Source organism: Hufsiella arboris, assembly GCF_009834875.1.
Lineage (GTDB): Bacteria > Bacteroidota > Bacteroidia > Sphingobacteriales > Sphingobacteriaceae > Hufsiella_A > Hufsiella_A arboris.
In genome coordinates this window covers 65,432-80,512 of sequence record NZ_WVHT01000009.1, presented here as the reverse complement: position 1 = coordinate 80,512, position 15,081 = coordinate 65,432, and the positions used below count along the sequence as shown (strand labels likewise).

The window sequence follows — 15,081 nt, the reverse complement described above, 5'->3', positions numbered from 1 at the left end:
CGGATCTCGCGAGATATTTATAAATCGGTACAATGTTTCGGGCAATAGGCGTATTATTAAGGCATGCAATTACGGCTAAAGGACAACGCTTAACAGCCAACTCGTAATTCTTCTTAACGGCGAATCATCACCTTCCTTTCAATTCCTATAAGCAGCAGGATCACATTGCGATTTGGCATTAATTATTAATGCGATAAAAGAAAATTCGCAAATTAATTACTTCGTACTAACCTTTAATTTAACTGTCATTTTCTTTTTGTGTTATTTCCATGTTTCGGCAATAATTCAATTTAGCATCATCGTATCTTTTTAAGATCAATAAAATCAATTCCTAAGTCTTTTAGATTCTGTTGCGTTAGTTTATAAATTGGTGCTGTTTTTAACCAGTCTAGAATTCCATCGGATGTAAGCCAAATTTTGGCAGAATTGTCATCTGAAGCTGTAACAATTTTTTTTCCATCGGACGAAAAAATAGCGCTGTTAACAGCATCCGTATGTCCTGTAAGGTTAGCCATCATTTTCCCGGTAGCGGCGTCCCATATCTTAGCAGTGTTGTCAATTGAAGCCGTGATAATTTTTTTTCCATTAGGTGAAAAAGCCGCACTCCAGACAGAGCCAGTATGTCCGGTTAGGTCAGCCCTCAGTTTACTTGAAGCAACTTCCCAGATTTTAGCAGTTTTGTCAGATGAAGCCGTTACTATCTCTTTTCCATCGGGCGAGAAAGCAGCGCTACGAACAGCATCGGTATGTCCCGTAAAGTTAGCCACCAGTTTGCCGGAAGCGACGTCCCAGATTTTGGCAGTCTTGTCATTTGAAGCTGTGACGATTTTTTTTCCATCTGGTGAAAAAAAAGCGGTCAAAACAGAGCCAGTATGTCCCTTTAGGTCAGCCATTAATTTACCGGAAGACGCATCCCAAATTTTGGCTGAGTTATCCAATGAAGCCGTCACAATTTTCTTTCCGTCCGGTGAGAAAATAGCACTATGAACATCGCCAATTCCCGTTAGGTCAGCCATCAGTTTACCTGAAGCAACGTCCCAGATTTTGGCAGAATTGTCATTTGAAGCTGTAACAATTTTTTTACCATCGGGCGAGAAAACAGCACTAATAACTCCGCGCTTATGTCCTTTTAGGTTAGTCAGAAGTCTGCCAGAAGCAACATTCCAGATCTTAGCAGTTTTGTCCAATGAAGCAGTTACAATCTCTTTTCCATCGGGCGAGAAAACAGCGCTACTAACAATGTCAGTATGTCCAATAAGATCAGCTATTAGTTCACCCGAAGTAACGTTCCAGATTTTGGCACTTTTATCGTTTGAGGCCGTGACAATTTCTTTTCCACTAGGTGAGAAAACTGCACTGTTAACTTTGCGACTATGTCCAGTAATATCAGTAATCAGTTTACCGGAATTAATATCCCATATTTTCGCTGTGTTGTCCCCAGAAGTCGTGACTATTTTTCCATCAGCCGAAAAAACGGCGCTAAAAACGGCGTCAGTATGCCCTATAAGTTCTGTCATTAGTTTACCCGAAGCAGAATCCCAGATTTTGGCAGTTTTGTCAGAAGAAGTCGTCACTATCTCTTTCCCATTGGGCGAGAAAACAGCGCTAATAACAACGTCAGTATGTCCAATAAGATCAGCCACCAGTTTACCTGAAGCAACATCCCAGATTTTGGCAATTTTGTCATATGAAGCCGTCACAATTTTTTTACCATCGGGCGAGAAATCGACACTGTTAATGTAGCTGGCGTGACCTATAAGACTAACTATAATTTTACCCGAGGCAGCATCCCAAATTTTTATAGTCTTGTCAAATGAAACTGTTACAATCTCTTTCCCATCGGGCGAGAAAACGGCATTACTAACATTGCTAGTGTGTCCTTTCAGGTCAGCCATTAGTTTACCTGAACCAGCATCCCAGATTTTGGCTGTTCTGTCCCATGAAGCCGTTACAATTTGTTTTCCATTAGGCGAGAAAACAGCGCTATGAACAGATTCAGTATGACCTTTAAGGTCGGCCAACAGCTTGCCGGAAGCCGAATCCCAGATCTTCGCAGTTTTATCCGCAGATGCCGTGACAACTAGTTTTCCGTTTGGCGAAAAAACGGCACTATTAACATAATCTTTATGCCCGATTAAGTTGACAATTAGTTTAGCGGTACTAGCATCCCAAATTTTGGCAGTGCTGTCCTTTGAAGCCGTGACAATTTTTTTTCCGTCGGATGAGAAAACACCGCTATTAATACCGTTGTTATGTCCATTAAGATAAGCCTTTAATTTACCGGAATCATTCCAGATTATGGCACTTTTGCCATCTGAAGTCGTGACAATTTCTTTTCCACTAGGCGAGAAAACTGCACTATTAACAGGGCTATCGTGAGGAAGACTATTTAGGTAAAACGCCCTCATTTTTTTAGCCTGTAGATAACGTCCGTTAAAGATTAAAGTTTGGGCTAAAAATTTATCAGCGCTGCCAGAAGATGCTTTCCAGGCCAGTTCTGCAAGCCGTAAAGCGAATGTTGGATTTTTGTCCAATTGTTCATTAGCTATTGCAGTAAATGTAAGGCTCTGCGCTTTTTGCTTTTCTAAAATTGCATCCTCCCTTAATTTATCAATTTTTCGAAAAATCTGTACAATTTTTTCTTGCGTGAACTTCGCGTTATCGGCACAGGCGATCATCGCTGCAGAATAGCTTTTAACAGCTAATTCGTAGTTATTTTCGACGGCAAATTTGTCACCTGCTTTAATCAACTTTTTAAAGTTAACAACATCACATTGCGCATTGACATTTCCTGTCAAAATGAAAAAAAGAAATGCAAAAATTAAGTATTTCATACCCACCCGTTCTTTATTACCTTTTTATTGGTATTTGCTTTTTAATTTTTGTAAATATGTGTTTACGTCGACATTTTTTGAATCTATCTTCAGCGCTTCTTCCAGAGTAGTTATTGCCAGTTTTTTTTCATCTAGTGATTCATAGCTTTTTGCTTTTTGCAGCAAGCTATTTATTTGTATTGCTTTACGATTTTTGTCTGCTTCTTCAAATTTCATGTTTGCTACCGAAACCGAGTCTAAAGCTTTATGTAGCTTTTGGGTTTGCAATTTCGCCTTTGCAGCCTCCAGTATTGCCCTTTCAGCCTCCACTTGAGCCTTTTGCCACATAAATAAACCAAATAAAGCAAAGACCACTGCTACAACTGCTGCGACTGAAACAATACTAATAATTGCACGTTGTCTCTTTCTTTCTTTATCCCTTTTCTTTTTTATCATATCAATACTTTCGTCTATCCTTTTCTGTAAGTCGGGTGGGAAAGAAAGATTTTGTTCAAAGGGCCGTAGGTAATCAATGTCATCCTGCGTAAATAAGCCCTGCCGTTCGCCATACACTTTGTAAATATCGTCGGCCTTCTCACGCATCTTCATTTCTTCGGTAAGGTTCTGTCCCACTACCAGCGCCAGTAGATCATGACTTATTTCGTATTGGGCCTCATCACCTATTTTCAGGGTGCGTATGATACGATGATATTCGAGGTCTTTCAGCAGGTCAGCGACAGGTTTTATAGCGATTACTTTTTTATGCGCCAGGTCCGCCGCTATGGCTGCTTCACTTAATTGAAGTTTGGTAAACTTGTCTGTGATCATTGCAGCGAGTAATTCCAGCGGTACGTTTTCACCAAAACTTTCGTTGAGATCGCCCATTTGTTTTCTCAAAAAGCTTTCCAGGATAGTCTCAAGATCGTCACCATTATGCACCAGATCCACACTCAACAGCGGCAATCTATCGTCGTTCTTTTTTTCATTTAAGGCTCGCCCCCACAATTCTCCCAAAAACACCTGGACGTGCGCCAGTTCTATTTCCATCTTTTTATCAGGCAATTTTGATAAAATACTTTCGGCTAGTTTCCTGCTGTCTTTAACATTAAAATAAGCCCGGTATTTTGGGGCTTCTAGTATTTGATAAATAACCTCTTCAACATTTTTTCGTCCCATTTTCTCCACTCTAAACCGGTACTGGAAAATACTGGGACAAAGCGCTTCAAATTCTGACAGATGCCCGATGAACTCTTCCCGCATAATAAGGAGGATTCGACAGGGAAGTTTATTACGAATCAACTTGTTGAGTGAGATAAAGAATTTACTCTTTTCATTTGATAGTCCTGATATCAACAATTCCTCAAACTGATCAAACAGCAGGTAAACCGGCTGATAACGTTCAGTGAATAATTTTTCGACGGCATGTCCAAATTCCATTTCAGGATCCACCGGCATTCTGGTAATGGGATCCAATGCTATTTGATCTTTCAATGCTTTGTTGATACTGGCAAAAACAGAAGCATTAATATCGGCACTCCTTCGGATACTAAGTGCATACCAATCCGCATCCGAAAACTGGTTGCGAAGTCCGCACTCAACCAGACTTGTTTTTCCTGAACCAGAAGGGCCGTAAACGAGCAGGTGCTTCACACCACTCAACGCTCCATACAAATCAATAGTTTCTTTTTCACGACCAAAGAAGACATCCGCGTCGGCCTGCTGATAAGAATCCAGGAATTTAAATGGTGAATTTACCTGGTTCATGTTGTTTTATTTGAAAGGGTTCAGCAAATCTTCCAGTTGTTCAAACAAATTATCCAGTGGCGGCTGATGGTTGTTTTGCTCTGATACAGTTAGTGATTTATTGGAGCTGATATCTCCTGACTCACCAAAAGACAGTTCATTTTTATATTGTGAATAATTATACTGTCGTTTAGATTTTTCATAACCTGTGTAATAACCTATCTCCGGTGTTTGTGTTGCCTTGGCTGCAAAAACACTTTGATCTATTACGAAAGGTGAAAGTGAAAGAAAGGAGCGTTGGTCTTGGATGTTGTCCATCGCTGAGGATACATCAGTTCCTTTGAACAATAAAATGCTTTTGTTGAAAGTGTAGGAACCTTCAAGCGACTTTTTATTATAATCCTCATCTATAGCGTCTCCGGCACTATAAATCCCATGCAATTCTCCGAACAGGTGAACAAAATTTACTGCGGTTCCTAAACTGTAATTGAGGTTGATGTCTTTAATGGAAACCAGCCTATATTTTGCAATAAAAGAAACTTTTCGTAACCAGTACACCAAGGCTGTTAGGTATTCATCAAGCAGCCTTGGGAGGGCCTCATCCTCCGGAATTTTATTGTCTCTCAAATCCTGGCGTTTGTTATTCAAGAAAAGCGCAGTTCCGTACAATGCTGAACCAGTATCTTTCAATTCGTTGGTAAATTTCGGTATCTCCTTCATATACCCATTCTGTGCCAGTGCATCTGTGGCGATTAGTAACAGGCTCATATAATGGAAGCTGAGGTATTGGTTTCCTTCCATTTGGATGAACTCTGACATGATGGGCATCTTGGGTTTGTTTCCCATTTGCAGTATCTGCGCGATTTGGACATAACATAGATACCGAAGGGAGGCTTGGTATGCTTCCGCCATAAACGAAAGGCGGCGCAATGTTTTCTCCTGACCGGGCGCTGTGCAAAGTTTTGATAAAAAAGTTTCTACCAGCCAACCGTAATTTTGAAAAATATTCCATGGCTGGTTGCCAACTGCTATACCTTGTTTCACCAGTTCCTGTTGCAGGCTTTTTATCCACCCATTACCTTCCCCTACAAGATTCTGCGCCAATTCTGAAGGCAATGATTTATCATGTCCTGCCTGCCCCATTACAAAGCCGAAATTGGCGTTGGTAATGGAGCCGATATTATAAATCTTATTGGCAGATTGAACAGATTTTGTGGCCATCTGCTCCATTAATGTCTGCAGCACATCCAGCCTTTTATCTATCTCCTGTGCCTTGCCGTCGACAAGCAGCGTGATCTTATCATCTGTTACACCTTGGATAATCAGATTATTAGCGGCGACATTGCTTGGACCTGCCATAATTTATCACGAAAAATTTGCTTTATCGATCTTATCAATATTGTAGATCTTTTCAGCGGTTTGATTGATCGTTTTAGTTCCGGCGTTATAATCAGGCCTTTTGTTTTCGGTGAAGCCGTCTGCTTCTAATCTTTCCAGCTCTTTGTTGAATTGGTTCCAGAGATCATTAAAGTCAGCGAAGTTGGCATAAAAATGTTTCAATTGATTCAGCTTCTTTTTGAATTCCCCAAGGCTGGGATCTGCATTATCTGGTGGTGGAATCTTGAAATAAGTATAGATAAACGGCTTTTTTGTTGAGCTGAACTGTCCGATCGCATTTTCAAACTCCTCTTCAGTGTAGCTACCAACTTTGGAATAAGCAAGAAATACGAAAAGGTCGGCCTCTTTTACAAATTTATCATATTCACTTTGGGAACCGGCTATCGACATTCGGGCGGTCATGTCTTCCCAAATGTCAAGATAAAGAAATATGTCTTTATCAAACCAGCCTTTTGTTTTACGATAAATTTCAATTTCAAATTGGTCACGTTCTGGTTTTAGCTCATTAGATGAGGCCAGGAAGATCTTTATTTTTCGCATCGCTTGTAGTTAATGGATAAAAAATAAATTCGTGATATAAACAACCCAAGCATAATAAAGGAAATCTTTAAATCTTTTTATTGATAAGGTAAAAAGGTCATAATTCTGCTAATCAAAATAATAAATAAATATACAAATTAGCTACCATGACATAAAAGGTATTGTTCTTGAAATGACTAACCAGGAAATTAAAAGCCAACATCTATTCGATTATTCGATCCGTGATAAACAGGCTTCGAGATCTAGACCGATTAGGATATGCAGAAACAATTATTTCAACGAAAAGCTATTAAACGTTTTGCAGAAGATTGAAGCCAGCCGCTTTTTAATATTCAAATAAGTTTAAAAATTTGAAGCACCGTAGACACATTGGAAATGGCAATTAAAGTTTATGACCTAAGTAAGTTGCGATTTCATCAAAGTATTGCGACAAAAAATTTAAAACTTGTCGTGATACCGAGTATCGCGACAAAATCTATTCAAGGTGTCGCAGCTTCGTCAAGGGATGCTGGTCATTTATGATGAAAAATATTGCGAGTTTAAGATACTTTATTGCCTGGGGAATAATATAGCTGCTAATCTTGCATACGCTTGCTGGTGTTTGGCAGCCGACATTTTTTCTAGGTTGATCATGCGCCACCGAACTGACGGTAAAGCGGCAACTGCATCAGGATCAGCGACACCCAGCAGCGACCATTCTGGCTTTTTATTTTTAAACGATAACAGAAAATTGCGTTCATCATCGGTCATACTCTGGTTAAGGTCGGCTATCAGCCTTTCGCGTACCTGGAGCAGTTCTTCCAATGTAACCTCAACAGTTGTCATCTGTCGAAATTCTGTTTCATATATCTGAGCGATGTCCTTACGATTAGGGTTCAATAATTCGGATATCGGCCGGAAATGGCTAATCAAAACACGATTACTGTTTTACGCAAGTCGTCTGTCAGTCCTTCGTTTTCATATAACTGTTTCACATCAAACAGGTCTCTTGGATGTTGACGGTCCAGAGCCGCACAAATCTTACCTGCGTAAAGATCAGCATGCGAGGCGACCAGTATCTCAGTATAACCAAAGTCTTTTTCAACTTCTTCTCGTACCGACATCCGCTGCGGTGCGAAAACCGTTCCTCTGATCACCGGTGACAACTCAATTTTAATACGCACGTCACCCAGGCTCACAATGATCCGAAGTGAGTCTTCTTGTTGGAGCGTTGTATTTTGGATCTTGGCAGCAGGCATGACTTTTTTGATGCCACCTGCTATACGCACGAAGGCTTCTTTGATATTCTGCCAAGCGGTTTCCCGATCGTCCATGGGCAGGTAGAGCAGGTCAATATCAACTGATAGCCGTGGAAATGGCCGGTAAAACAGATTGATAGCCGTACCGCCTTTGAGTGCAAAAATTTTTTCCTTGTCAATGATAGGTAGTATGCTGACAAGTAGGCGTACCTGCTGCTCGTATTCTTCTTTCTTACTCATAATTTTCCGGCACGGTGATCAAATATTTTTTATCCAGTTTACCGCCTTTGACGATAACCCGGTTGCCGCTGCCCAAATCAATTTTGGAACGATCTATCCGGTTCAGCCAACTGTAGTTTAACCTTTCGGCGAACCAAAAGAACAGTCTTCTTACCTTGAAGTTATGGCATAATTCCAATAGTTGCTGTAAAGCACGAGGCGATAAACTGGTCAGTCCCTGCATCAGTTCATACGCATGTTCAAATCCAATCTTGTTGGGCACTCCGTTCAGTACCTCCAAGATGGCACGTTCTGGTGTCGACATGACCAGTCCTTCGTGAGCGCCGTTCCAGTTTAATGTTTTAGTAAATTTGGCCAGCTGCTTTCGTATAAAGTCATCTGGCTGATAACCTAAAAGATCGGTGACACTATGTTTCTTGAAGCGGACATCCGGCACAATGAGTTTCGCCCATTGGGGCAGGCTGTCTGACCCGTACAAATGGATTGCCAGCTGCTCATTTAAAGGGATATAATGGCCAAGCTTCTGTAATTCCAATGCAGTCAGGCCACCTATGGTAAGATCGCTTGCCTTTTGGTGTTGTAAAAAATAAACAACAGCTGGCCATTGGATTTCAGATCCATCTCTTTTATAAATCCCACCTTTAATGGTTTCTAATTGCCGGCTTTTCACAAGGTTGTCGATAGCATTTACACTGAACTGCTGATTTTGCAACCAGGAACGCGAAACCAGGCTTCCTTCAGGAACTAGTCGGAGCAGTTCTTTCCTTCTGTTTACATCTAGCGGCATAGTTTATCTATTGATATAATATACGGCGACTATCGCCGTATATTATATACTAAGGTAAATAAGATATTTACTAAAAGCAAGAGTTGACGGCGATGATCGCCGATAATAAGCATTTACAATAAATTACCATTATCTTTAATAAGCATAACAGAGTCCAGCGTACTTAGTTGTTTAAACCAAATACACATATTCATTTTTGAAAAAGAAATTGAACATGTCCCTTACTTAATTATAGCTGACTAAATAATATATTTAGCTTAAAATAACTATAGCCAATTTTCATCTGTCACGTTTGTTTTTAAGCTGCCTATGTATTTCTTAGACCTAAAATCATTTCACCCAACCACTGGTATTAATACGGATAACCACGGCAAATACCCTTTTCTGGAATCAACTCACGGGTTGTTTGAGCCTGACGATTTTGAATTCAACTTCAATCGCAGCTTTCCTTTTGAGGAGATCGAACTGAATGAGGGGCGTTCGTTTTACGTGAGTGAATCCAATCTGTTGAAGCTCTTTAAGAACGCACGGTCAAGGGATTGCAAAATACTGGTTAATAACATTAAGCCAATCGAAGAAACTTATACAAAAGAATTGGCAGGGTTGTTTTACGATGGTTATTCTGAGGGCTTGACACACTTTTACAAAGAGATCGGTCAGACTTTTTTGTCACTGGATCTGAAGCAAAAAAGACAGGCCCTCCGGGATTTTATTATTTATTGCCACACTAACCTGTACTTTGAAGGCTTTGCCATTCCTGAAGTGTTATATGCATTGGGCTACATCCAGGGATCACTGGTCAAAGGTTTCCAGGAATACAGCAACCTCAAAGACCTAAATGAAAAAGAACAGGTGCCGCCGGTCTTTAACATTTCTGAGCCGGAATCGAAATCTAAAGTACCTGTAGAACGCGAGTACGAGCCGGAATCCGTACCATCGGAAACAGAACCTATTGATTCCCCGGTACGTATTCCTTTAAGATACCCAGCACCCGAGATATTCGATCTTTGGTGCGCTTTGCTGGATCAAGAGCTTTGTCAGTTAATGCAAGTTCCACAGATTTTTGGTAGTGAAGATGAGATCAAAGATCTGCTGGGCGGGCTTTTCAAATCGGAGGGTCGGGCGCAAATTTGGTCTGGCAATGAATCATATTATTATGAAATGGCACCAGGTTATCAGAATCTCTTATGCTTGCTGATGCATGCCACCTATAAACTGAACAGGATATATTTGAAAGTACAGCTGGCAAGATACTGCGAATTGCTCAAATCAAATTTCTCGCCTTTTGACACCATCGAATCTGTTGGCGATATTCAAAGCAATATTACCAAGAAGAAAGATTCCGCTATTGACTTTGTACGTAAAAGTAGCGGAACGTATGCCAAAAAAGCCTATGAGGTCTTAAGGAAAGTCCCCACCTATATACTCAGACCCTAACGACGTTGAACTTCGTTCACTAACGTTGAGTTATTTTCATACTCTTTTGTGTTCATCAATTTTTTTATTTATGAACGCAACGTTTGTTACCACACTATCGACACAAGAGCTCCAGGAGCTGATTGAGTCTTCTATTAAAGAAGCTATAAAAGGCAAAACTTCAGCAGCGGATGAAGGCGATACGTTACTGGATACCAAAGAAGCTGCAGTCTTGATAAAGTATGAGATCACTTCCTTATACGGGCTGGTGAAAAGAAGAAAGATCCCGTTTTGTAAAGTAGAAGGTAAGCTCCTTTTCTCACGTAAAAAATTATTGGATTGGATAAGTAGTGGTCACCAGGCTGTTGATAAATAAACCTATTCAAACTCACCCGATCCAATGAAAATCTTGAATTGCAATGAAGCAAAGCAGATCCCAATAAATGAATACCTGAGCCAAATGGGTATTAACCCGGTCTACTCAAAAGGTACTGACCTTTGGTATCTGTCGCCCTTGCGGGACGAAAAGCACCCCTCCTTCAAAGTAAGCACGAAGTTAAATGCCTGGTATGATCATGGTACCGGTGAAGGCGGATCGATAATAGATCTGGGAATACGCCTGCACAATTGTTCGGTTTCGGAACTGTTGCAAAAATTAACTTCTGGAAACGCCGGCCTTTCTTTTTACCGGCCCCACACGGATATAGGTCAAAATAAACCTGCAGAGTCGAAGATTATTATCAAGGAGGTTGGTCCAATCCATAGCCTTGCTTTGACCGGCTACCTTTGTGAAAGAGAAATTAGCTTGCAAACAGCAAATAGATATTGTAAGCAGATAGGTTTTAGCATGGCTAATAAAAATTATTATGCCATCGGCTTTCTCAATCGTTCGGGCGGTTATGAACTGCGCAATCGCTGGTTCAAAGGCTCCTCTTCACCAAAGGATGTAACTTTCCTGGATAACGATTCGCAATCCGTTTGCCTTTTTGAGGGTTTTGTCGATTTCCTGTCTCTGTTAGAACTTAAGGAACACAGGCAACCCCAAGCAAATTTCCTGGTCCTGAATTCTGTGAGTTTGCTTCAACGAAGCGTAGATCTGTTAAAGAATCATCAGAATGTATTCCTGTATTTAAATAATGATCAGGCAGGAGTAAATGCTGCTGCCAAGCTAAAGGAATCAGGAATAAATGGAATAAGCAAAGGAGAATTCTATAAGGAGTTTAACGATATCAATGAGTACTTGAAAGCTACTTTGACCAGTCAAAGCCGACGCTTAGGACTATGATAAAGGCATGTTTTCTTCGCAAACGCTAAACGCACGATTTTTTTGCGCTTGTGAGGAGCAAGTTAATGTTTTTGCTATACAAAAACCCGGATACTCCCTTACGAGCGATCCGGAACTCGCTCCCGTTGGTCAATTTTAAGAATCAAAAGGATGAATGCATGACTGCCAATGAAAATAACAATTTACGGAAAAGACGGACGCCTGGCAGACCGAAGAAAAAGATTAGCCGGAGTACTATTTTGATGGTGCGTTTAACGCCGACAGAAAGATTGTTGATCGAGAGCCGTGCAAAAAATGCAGGACTGAAACCAAGTGAGTGGTTCCGCAGAGCTGCTAAAAGTGCCAGGGTTTTCCCGCGTTTCACCAGCGAGGAAAGCGGTTGGTTCAGGATGTTGGCTGGGTTGGCTAATAATCTTAACCAATTAACGCACCAGGCACATGTTGCAGGTCTATTTACGCTTGCTTTGAAATGCCGCTCCATTCTTAAACAGGTAGAAGAACTATTAACTAAGCTCAGCGATTATGATGGGTAAGCCGATTACCGGTAGGAGCTTTGGGGGCTGTGTCCGATACGTGGTCAATAAACCGGAGGCAAAGATTTTGTCCGTCAAGGGCGTACGTATGCAAAACGCCGGAGCTATTATCCAGGATTTTAATCTTCAACGGAGGATGAGGCCGGAACTTGGCAAGGCGGTTGGGCACCTGGTATTAAGCTGGAGCAAAGAAGATTTGCTCAAATTAAGCGATGAGATCATGGTGGAACGAGCAAAAGAGTACATGGAAAAGGTGGGCATTCATAACACCCAGTACATAGTGGTTCGTCACAGCGACCGCGCTCATCCGCACCTCCACTTGATCTACAATCGGGTTGACAATAATGGAAAGACTATTAGCGACAAAAGTAACTTTGTCAGGAATGTCAAAGCTTGTAAGGAGATTACCCTGCAGTATGGCTATCATTTGAGCCAGGGTAAAGATCTGGTGAACCGCCAGGCACTGAAAGGAAAAGACAAAATCAGGTATGAATTGCATGATGCCATCAAAGCGGGAATGAAAACAGCCGCCAATTGGAAAGAGCTGGAAGCCGGACTTGCCAGGAAGGGAATTACCATTGCTTATAAATTTCGTAGCGGTACCAGCGAAGTACAGGGCATTTCTTTTGAAAGAAGTGATTTCAAAATGAAAGGATCTGCTATTGACCGGAGTTTAAGCTTTGCCAACATAGATGCGAGATTAAACCGGAATCAGCAGGTTCAGCAGTACCATGCAGCAAGGGAAGCAAACCAGCCGACACTAGCCAGCCAATTAAGAGAAGTCATCCGGCAGAGCGTTCAGACTGATTACCAGCACAGTCCTGACGGCGGTAAAGGCATATTGGAAATATTGCTGGAGCCGCAATTTGCAGCGGGATCGCCCGATCCAGTAGGTGATGCAGTTATCGCTCGTAGGAAACGAAAGAAACACCAAGAAGAGCAGTCTCATTCACAAAGCATAAGCAGATAGATTAAATAATTAATACATGCAATCTTAAAATTACACGTCATGCAAAATGAAGAATTAGAAGAGAAAGTAACGATAATGGAAGAGCTGATCCAAGGTATTGCCGGTAGGATCAATGTGATTGAAACTGGTTTAGCTGAGTTTCTGAAGAATTTCTTGAACCAGTACTGCGGTACATTGGAAACTATTGCCGCCCAGATTGAAACGGCTAATAAACGATATGATGATCAGAAGATCCGGCAGCAAATTGATGAACTAAAAGGCGTTGTGGCGGCGGTTCCGAAAGTTATCGGCGTAAGAAACAGTCATCATTTCGGCACCTGGTCGAAAAGTTTAATCATTGGTATAGTGGTTTGTTTTGTATTAACCGCAGTAGCTATGGGAACTTCCTTGTACCTCAATCATCAAAATAATCGTTTGAATAGTGAAGCCTATAACTTTTGGCTGGTTAGAGCGCTGTACCCTAAAGTGTCTAAAACCATTGAAATGAGGTTAGCGGAAAACCCGAACGCGTTTATTGAAAAAGCTGAAAAAGCAATGATTAAACAGCAAGCCATTATTGCAGCAGAAGTGGTAGCAGCGCAGCCAGAACAGGATCAAAAGGAAGCTAAACGTAAGTTGGAAAAGGTGAAGGCAAATAAGTGATACTTTCGTGATAGACGGGCCACACCGCTGCGGCAAGCTGCTGCATTGCACCACGCGCTACGCGCCGGGTTCCATTTCGCAACCAGCCTCGCCGCTGCACACAGGCAAGTATTCGTTCCTCATACACACCTGTCTTCCAGCCGCACCAAAAAAACAACGTATTCACAAAGTTAGCGACACAGGAAAACAGTCATGGGTATAATAAACCGCTGCTATCGCCGCGACCCTTGACAATTTTCCTGTTTTGAGCTTCGGTTGTTTAAGCGGTAATGTGGTAGGTGTATGCAGGGAGACAAATTACACCGAGAAAGTTGATGTATAAAATTTTTTAATATCAATCGGTGTTATTAAATATATCTTAGACAAAAACGCAGGAACTACCTATCAATCCGCGTTAGGGCGTGGAAAATGCAGCCATTTATTACCCGGTGGGATATAATTCACCTCGAAATTCCAAAACGTCAGACCTTCCGCACCATCTACTTGGAAGATGCGGCGCAGCGTCGAGTTGTCATAGGTAAAATAAAAATGATAACGGTCCGCCTTAATATTCCGCTGCCCGTTGCGCAGGATCCTGGCTATACTTTCCTTAGACGGCAAATAGTGGCGGTTCTCACCATCAACACTGATCACATAATGTCTGCAATCGATTAGGCTATATAATGCATCACTGTTATTACCCTTGCTGCCGTGATGCGTCACCTTTACATAGTCGCAGCGCAATCGTTTCAGCGGAGTATGACCCATATCTTTCAGCGCTTTGACCAGCACACGGGGATGTGCATCCGCCAGCCACAGCACCCGAAAGCCATTCAAGTCTGTTAAAAATGCCATCGAACTGCCGTTGTCAATATTCGTATCTTGCTTCCAGCCGGAAAGGTCAAAGTCTTCAATCTTAAGATAGTAATCATTTCCCGAAGCCGCATTCGCCGCGCTAACCTTCGACCACTCGTCTTTTTCCAATGGCACGGAAGCATCTGTATATTTATTCCGAAGCTTTTTCAGTTTGCGCGGCGAAGGTGAAAGCCAATGAAACTGTAGCCCATATAGGTTCATAGCCTTCAGCGTATTGACCACATCCGCCTGTGGTAACTTTTTACGGCTCGACAAGAAGGCCGTCAGTTCATCGCCCTGCCCGATACTCGTCGCCTTGCTCACCTCAGGCCCACCCTCCCCAGTCAATGCCAACACCCCCGGGCGCGGATGATTATAGCACCATTGTCCGACCTTGTCCGCAAGTTCGCCGCGCAGAACGGCCCGCGCGTATGCAATCGCGCCGCCGATATGGTCATCGTGGATATGCGAGACTACCCAAAGGTCGATCGTCGGCGCCGCGTCGATGACGTCCGAAAGCACATGCCGGTAAGTCCGCTCGTAACCCGAATCGACCAACACGTGGTGCATCTTGCCGTCATTGCCCTGGTAAACTAAATACGCTGCATCCCCGCATTCGGCTTGTAAAAAACAAAGTTCCAT

14 protein-coding genes are annotated in these 15,081 nt (G+C 42.0%); 6 read left to right on the top strand and 8 right to left on the bottom strand.

Annotation, left to right across the window (positions count from 1 at the left end):
* Window positions 1-296: 296 nt before the first annotated feature.
* The 7 genes from GS399_RS17050 to GS399_RS17025 form a co-directional block, all read right to left on the bottom strand.
* Window positions 297-2,834 (bottom strand): WD40 repeat domain-containing protein, encoded by a 2,538-nt coding sequence (locus GS399_RS17050; RefSeq protein ID WP_160845862.1) that lies wholly within the window; start codon window positions 2,832-2,834, stop codon window positions 297-299.
* A 24-nt stretch (window positions 2,835-2,858) separates the two neighbouring features.
* Complete coding sequence (locus GS399_RS17045; protein ID WP_160845861.1) at window positions 2,859-4,577, bottom strand: ATP-binding protein; 1,719 nt, start codon at window positions 4,575-4,577, stop codon at window positions 2,859-2,861.
* A 6-nt stretch (window positions 4,578-4,583) separates the two neighbouring features.
* Window positions 4,584-5,915, bottom strand: a complete 1,332-nt coding sequence (locus GS399_RS17040; RefSeq protein WP_160845860.1) for a hypothetical protein — start codon at window positions 5,913-5,915, stop codon at window positions 4,584-4,586.
* Window positions 5,916-5,921: 6 nt separating this feature from the next.
* Window positions 5,922-6,494 (bottom strand): hypothetical protein, encoded by a 573-nt coding sequence (locus GS399_RS17035; protein ID WP_160845859.1) that lies wholly within the window; start codon window positions 6,492-6,494, stop codon window positions 5,922-5,924.
* A gap of 549 nt (window positions 6,495-7,043) precedes the next feature.
* A complete protein-coding gene (locus GS399_RS20715) occupies window positions 7,044-7,319 on the bottom strand; it encodes a hypothetical protein (RefSeq protein ID WP_202409493.1) in 276 nt (91 codons plus the stop codon).
* A gap of 83 nt (window positions 7,320-7,402) precedes the next feature.
* Window positions 7,403-7,972, bottom strand: a complete 570-nt coding sequence (locus tag GS399_RS20710; protein ID WP_202409492.1) for a nucleotidyl transferase AbiEii/AbiGii toxin family protein — start codon at window positions 7,970-7,972, stop codon at window positions 7,403-7,405.
* Entirely contained in the window at window positions 7,965-8,759 is a 795-nt protein-coding gene (locus GS399_RS17025; protein ID WP_160845858.1) for a type IV toxin-antitoxin system AbiEi family antitoxin, read from the bottom strand. The genes GS399_RS20710 and GS399_RS17025 overlap by 8 nt, the downstream gene beginning before the upstream one ends.
* Window positions 8,760-9,068: 309 nt before the next feature.
* Here GS399_RS17025 and GS399_RS17020 point away from each other — a divergent pair, with 309 nt between their 5' ends.
* The 6 genes from GS399_RS17020 (at window position 9,069) to GS399_RS16995 (ending at window position 13,605) form a co-directional block, all read left to right on the top strand.
* Window positions 9,069-10,196 carry a hypothetical protein gene (locus GS399_RS17020; RefSeq protein WP_160845857.1) on the top strand — a complete coding sequence of 376 codons (1,128 nt, stop codon included), beginning with the start codon at window positions 9,069-9,071 and terminating at the stop codon, window positions 10,194-10,196.
* A gap of 70 nt (window positions 10,197-10,266) precedes the next feature.
* Window positions 10,267-10,551: a helix-turn-helix domain-containing protein gene (locus GS399_RS17015; protein ID WP_160845856.1), complete on the top strand. Its 285-nt coding sequence runs from the start codon at window positions 10,267-10,269 to the stop codon at window positions 10,549-10,551.
* A 24-nt stretch (window positions 10,552-10,575) separates the two neighbouring features.
* Entirely contained in the window at window positions 10,576-11,460 is an 885-nt protein-coding gene (locus tag GS399_RS17010; RefSeq protein WP_160845855.1) for a DUF8464 domain-containing protein, read from the top strand.
* Between the two features lie 65 nt (window positions 11,461-11,525).
* Window positions 11,526-11,993 carry a plasmid mobilization protein gene (locus tag GS399_RS17005; RefSeq protein WP_160845854.1) on the top strand — a complete coding sequence of 156 codons (468 nt, stop codon included), beginning with the start codon at window positions 11,526-11,528 and terminating at the stop codon, window positions 11,991-11,993.
* The gene (locus tag GS399_RS17000; RefSeq protein WP_160845853.1) at window positions 11,983-12,963 is read left to right on the top strand and encodes a relaxase/mobilization nuclease domain-containing protein; all 981 of its coding nucleotides are present in this window, start codon (window positions 11,983-11,985) and stop codon (window positions 12,961-12,963) included. Before GS399_RS17005 ends, GS399_RS17000 begins: the two co-directional genes overlap by 11 nt.
* A 39-nt stretch (window positions 12,964-13,002) precedes the next feature.
* Complete coding sequence (locus GS399_RS16995; RefSeq protein WP_160845852.1) at window positions 13,003-13,605, top strand: hypothetical protein; 603 nt, start codon at window positions 13,003-13,005, stop codon at window positions 13,603-13,605.
* A 384-nt stretch (window positions 13,606-13,989) separates the two neighbouring features.
* Here GS399_RS16995 and GS399_RS16990 read toward each other — a convergent pair whose 3' ends face one another.
* Complete coding sequence (locus GS399_RS16990; protein ID WP_160845851.1) at window positions 13,990-15,081, bottom strand: MBL fold metallo-hydrolase; 1,092 nt, start codon at window positions 15,079-15,081, stop codon at window positions 13,990-13,992.

Excerpts from the sequence above, each read along its gene's own strand:
- GS399_RS17040 (WP_160845860.1), bottom strand. The coding sequence starts at position 5,915 with ATGGCAGGTCCAAGCAATGTCGCCGCTAATAATCTGATTATCCAAGGT.
- GS399_RS17025 (WP_160845858.1), bottom strand. The coding sequence starts at position 8,759 with ATGCCGCTAGATGTAAACAGAAGGAAAGAACTGCTCCGACTAGTTCCT.
- GS399_RS17015 (WP_160845856.1), top strand. The coding sequence starts at position 10,267 with ATGAACGCAACGTTTGTTACCACACTATCGACACAAGAGCTCCAGGAG.
- GS399_RS17020 (WP_160845857.1), top strand. The coding sequence starts at position 9,069 with ATGTATTTCTTAGACCTAAAATCATTTCACCCAACCACTGGTATTAAT.
- GS399_RS17035 (WP_160845859.1), bottom strand. The coding sequence starts at position 6,494 with ATGCGAAAAATAAAGATCTTCCTGGCCTCATCTAATGAGCTAAAACCA.
- GS399_RS17050 (WP_160845862.1), bottom strand. The coding sequence starts at position 2,834 with ATGAAATACTTAATTTTTGCATTTCTTTTTTTCATTTTGACAGGAAAT.
- GS399_RS16990 (WP_160845851.1), bottom strand. The coding sequence starts at position 15,081 with ATGGAACTTTGTTTTTTACAAGCCGAATGCGGGGATGCAGCGTATTTA.
- GS399_RS17000 (WP_160845853.1), top strand. The coding sequence starts at position 11,983 with ATGATGGGTAAGCCGATTACCGGTAGGAGCTTTGGGGGCTGTGTCCGA.
- GS399_RS17005 (WP_160845854.1), top strand. The coding sequence starts at position 11,526 with ATGTTTTTGCTATACAAAAACCCGGATACTCCCTTACGAGCGATCCGG.
- GS399_RS17010 (WP_160845855.1), top strand. The coding sequence starts at position 10,576 with ATGAAAATCTTGAATTGCAATGAAGCAAAGCAGATCCCAATAAATGAA.
- GS399_RS16995 (WP_160845852.1), top strand. The coding sequence starts at position 13,003 with ATGCAAAATGAAGAATTAGAAGAGAAAGTAACGATAATGGAAGAGCTG.
- GS399_RS20710 (WP_202409492.1), bottom strand. The coding sequence starts at position 7,972 with ATGAGTAAGAAAGAAGAATACGAGCAGCAGGTACGCCTACTTGTCAGC.
- GS399_RS17045 (WP_160845861.1), bottom strand. The coding sequence starts at position 4,577 with ATGAACCAGGTAAATTCACCATTTAAATTCCTGGATTCTTATCAGCAG.
- GS399_RS20715 (WP_202409493.1), bottom strand. The coding sequence starts at position 7,319 with ATGACAACTGTTGAGGTTACATTGGAAGAACTGCTCCAGGTACGCGAA.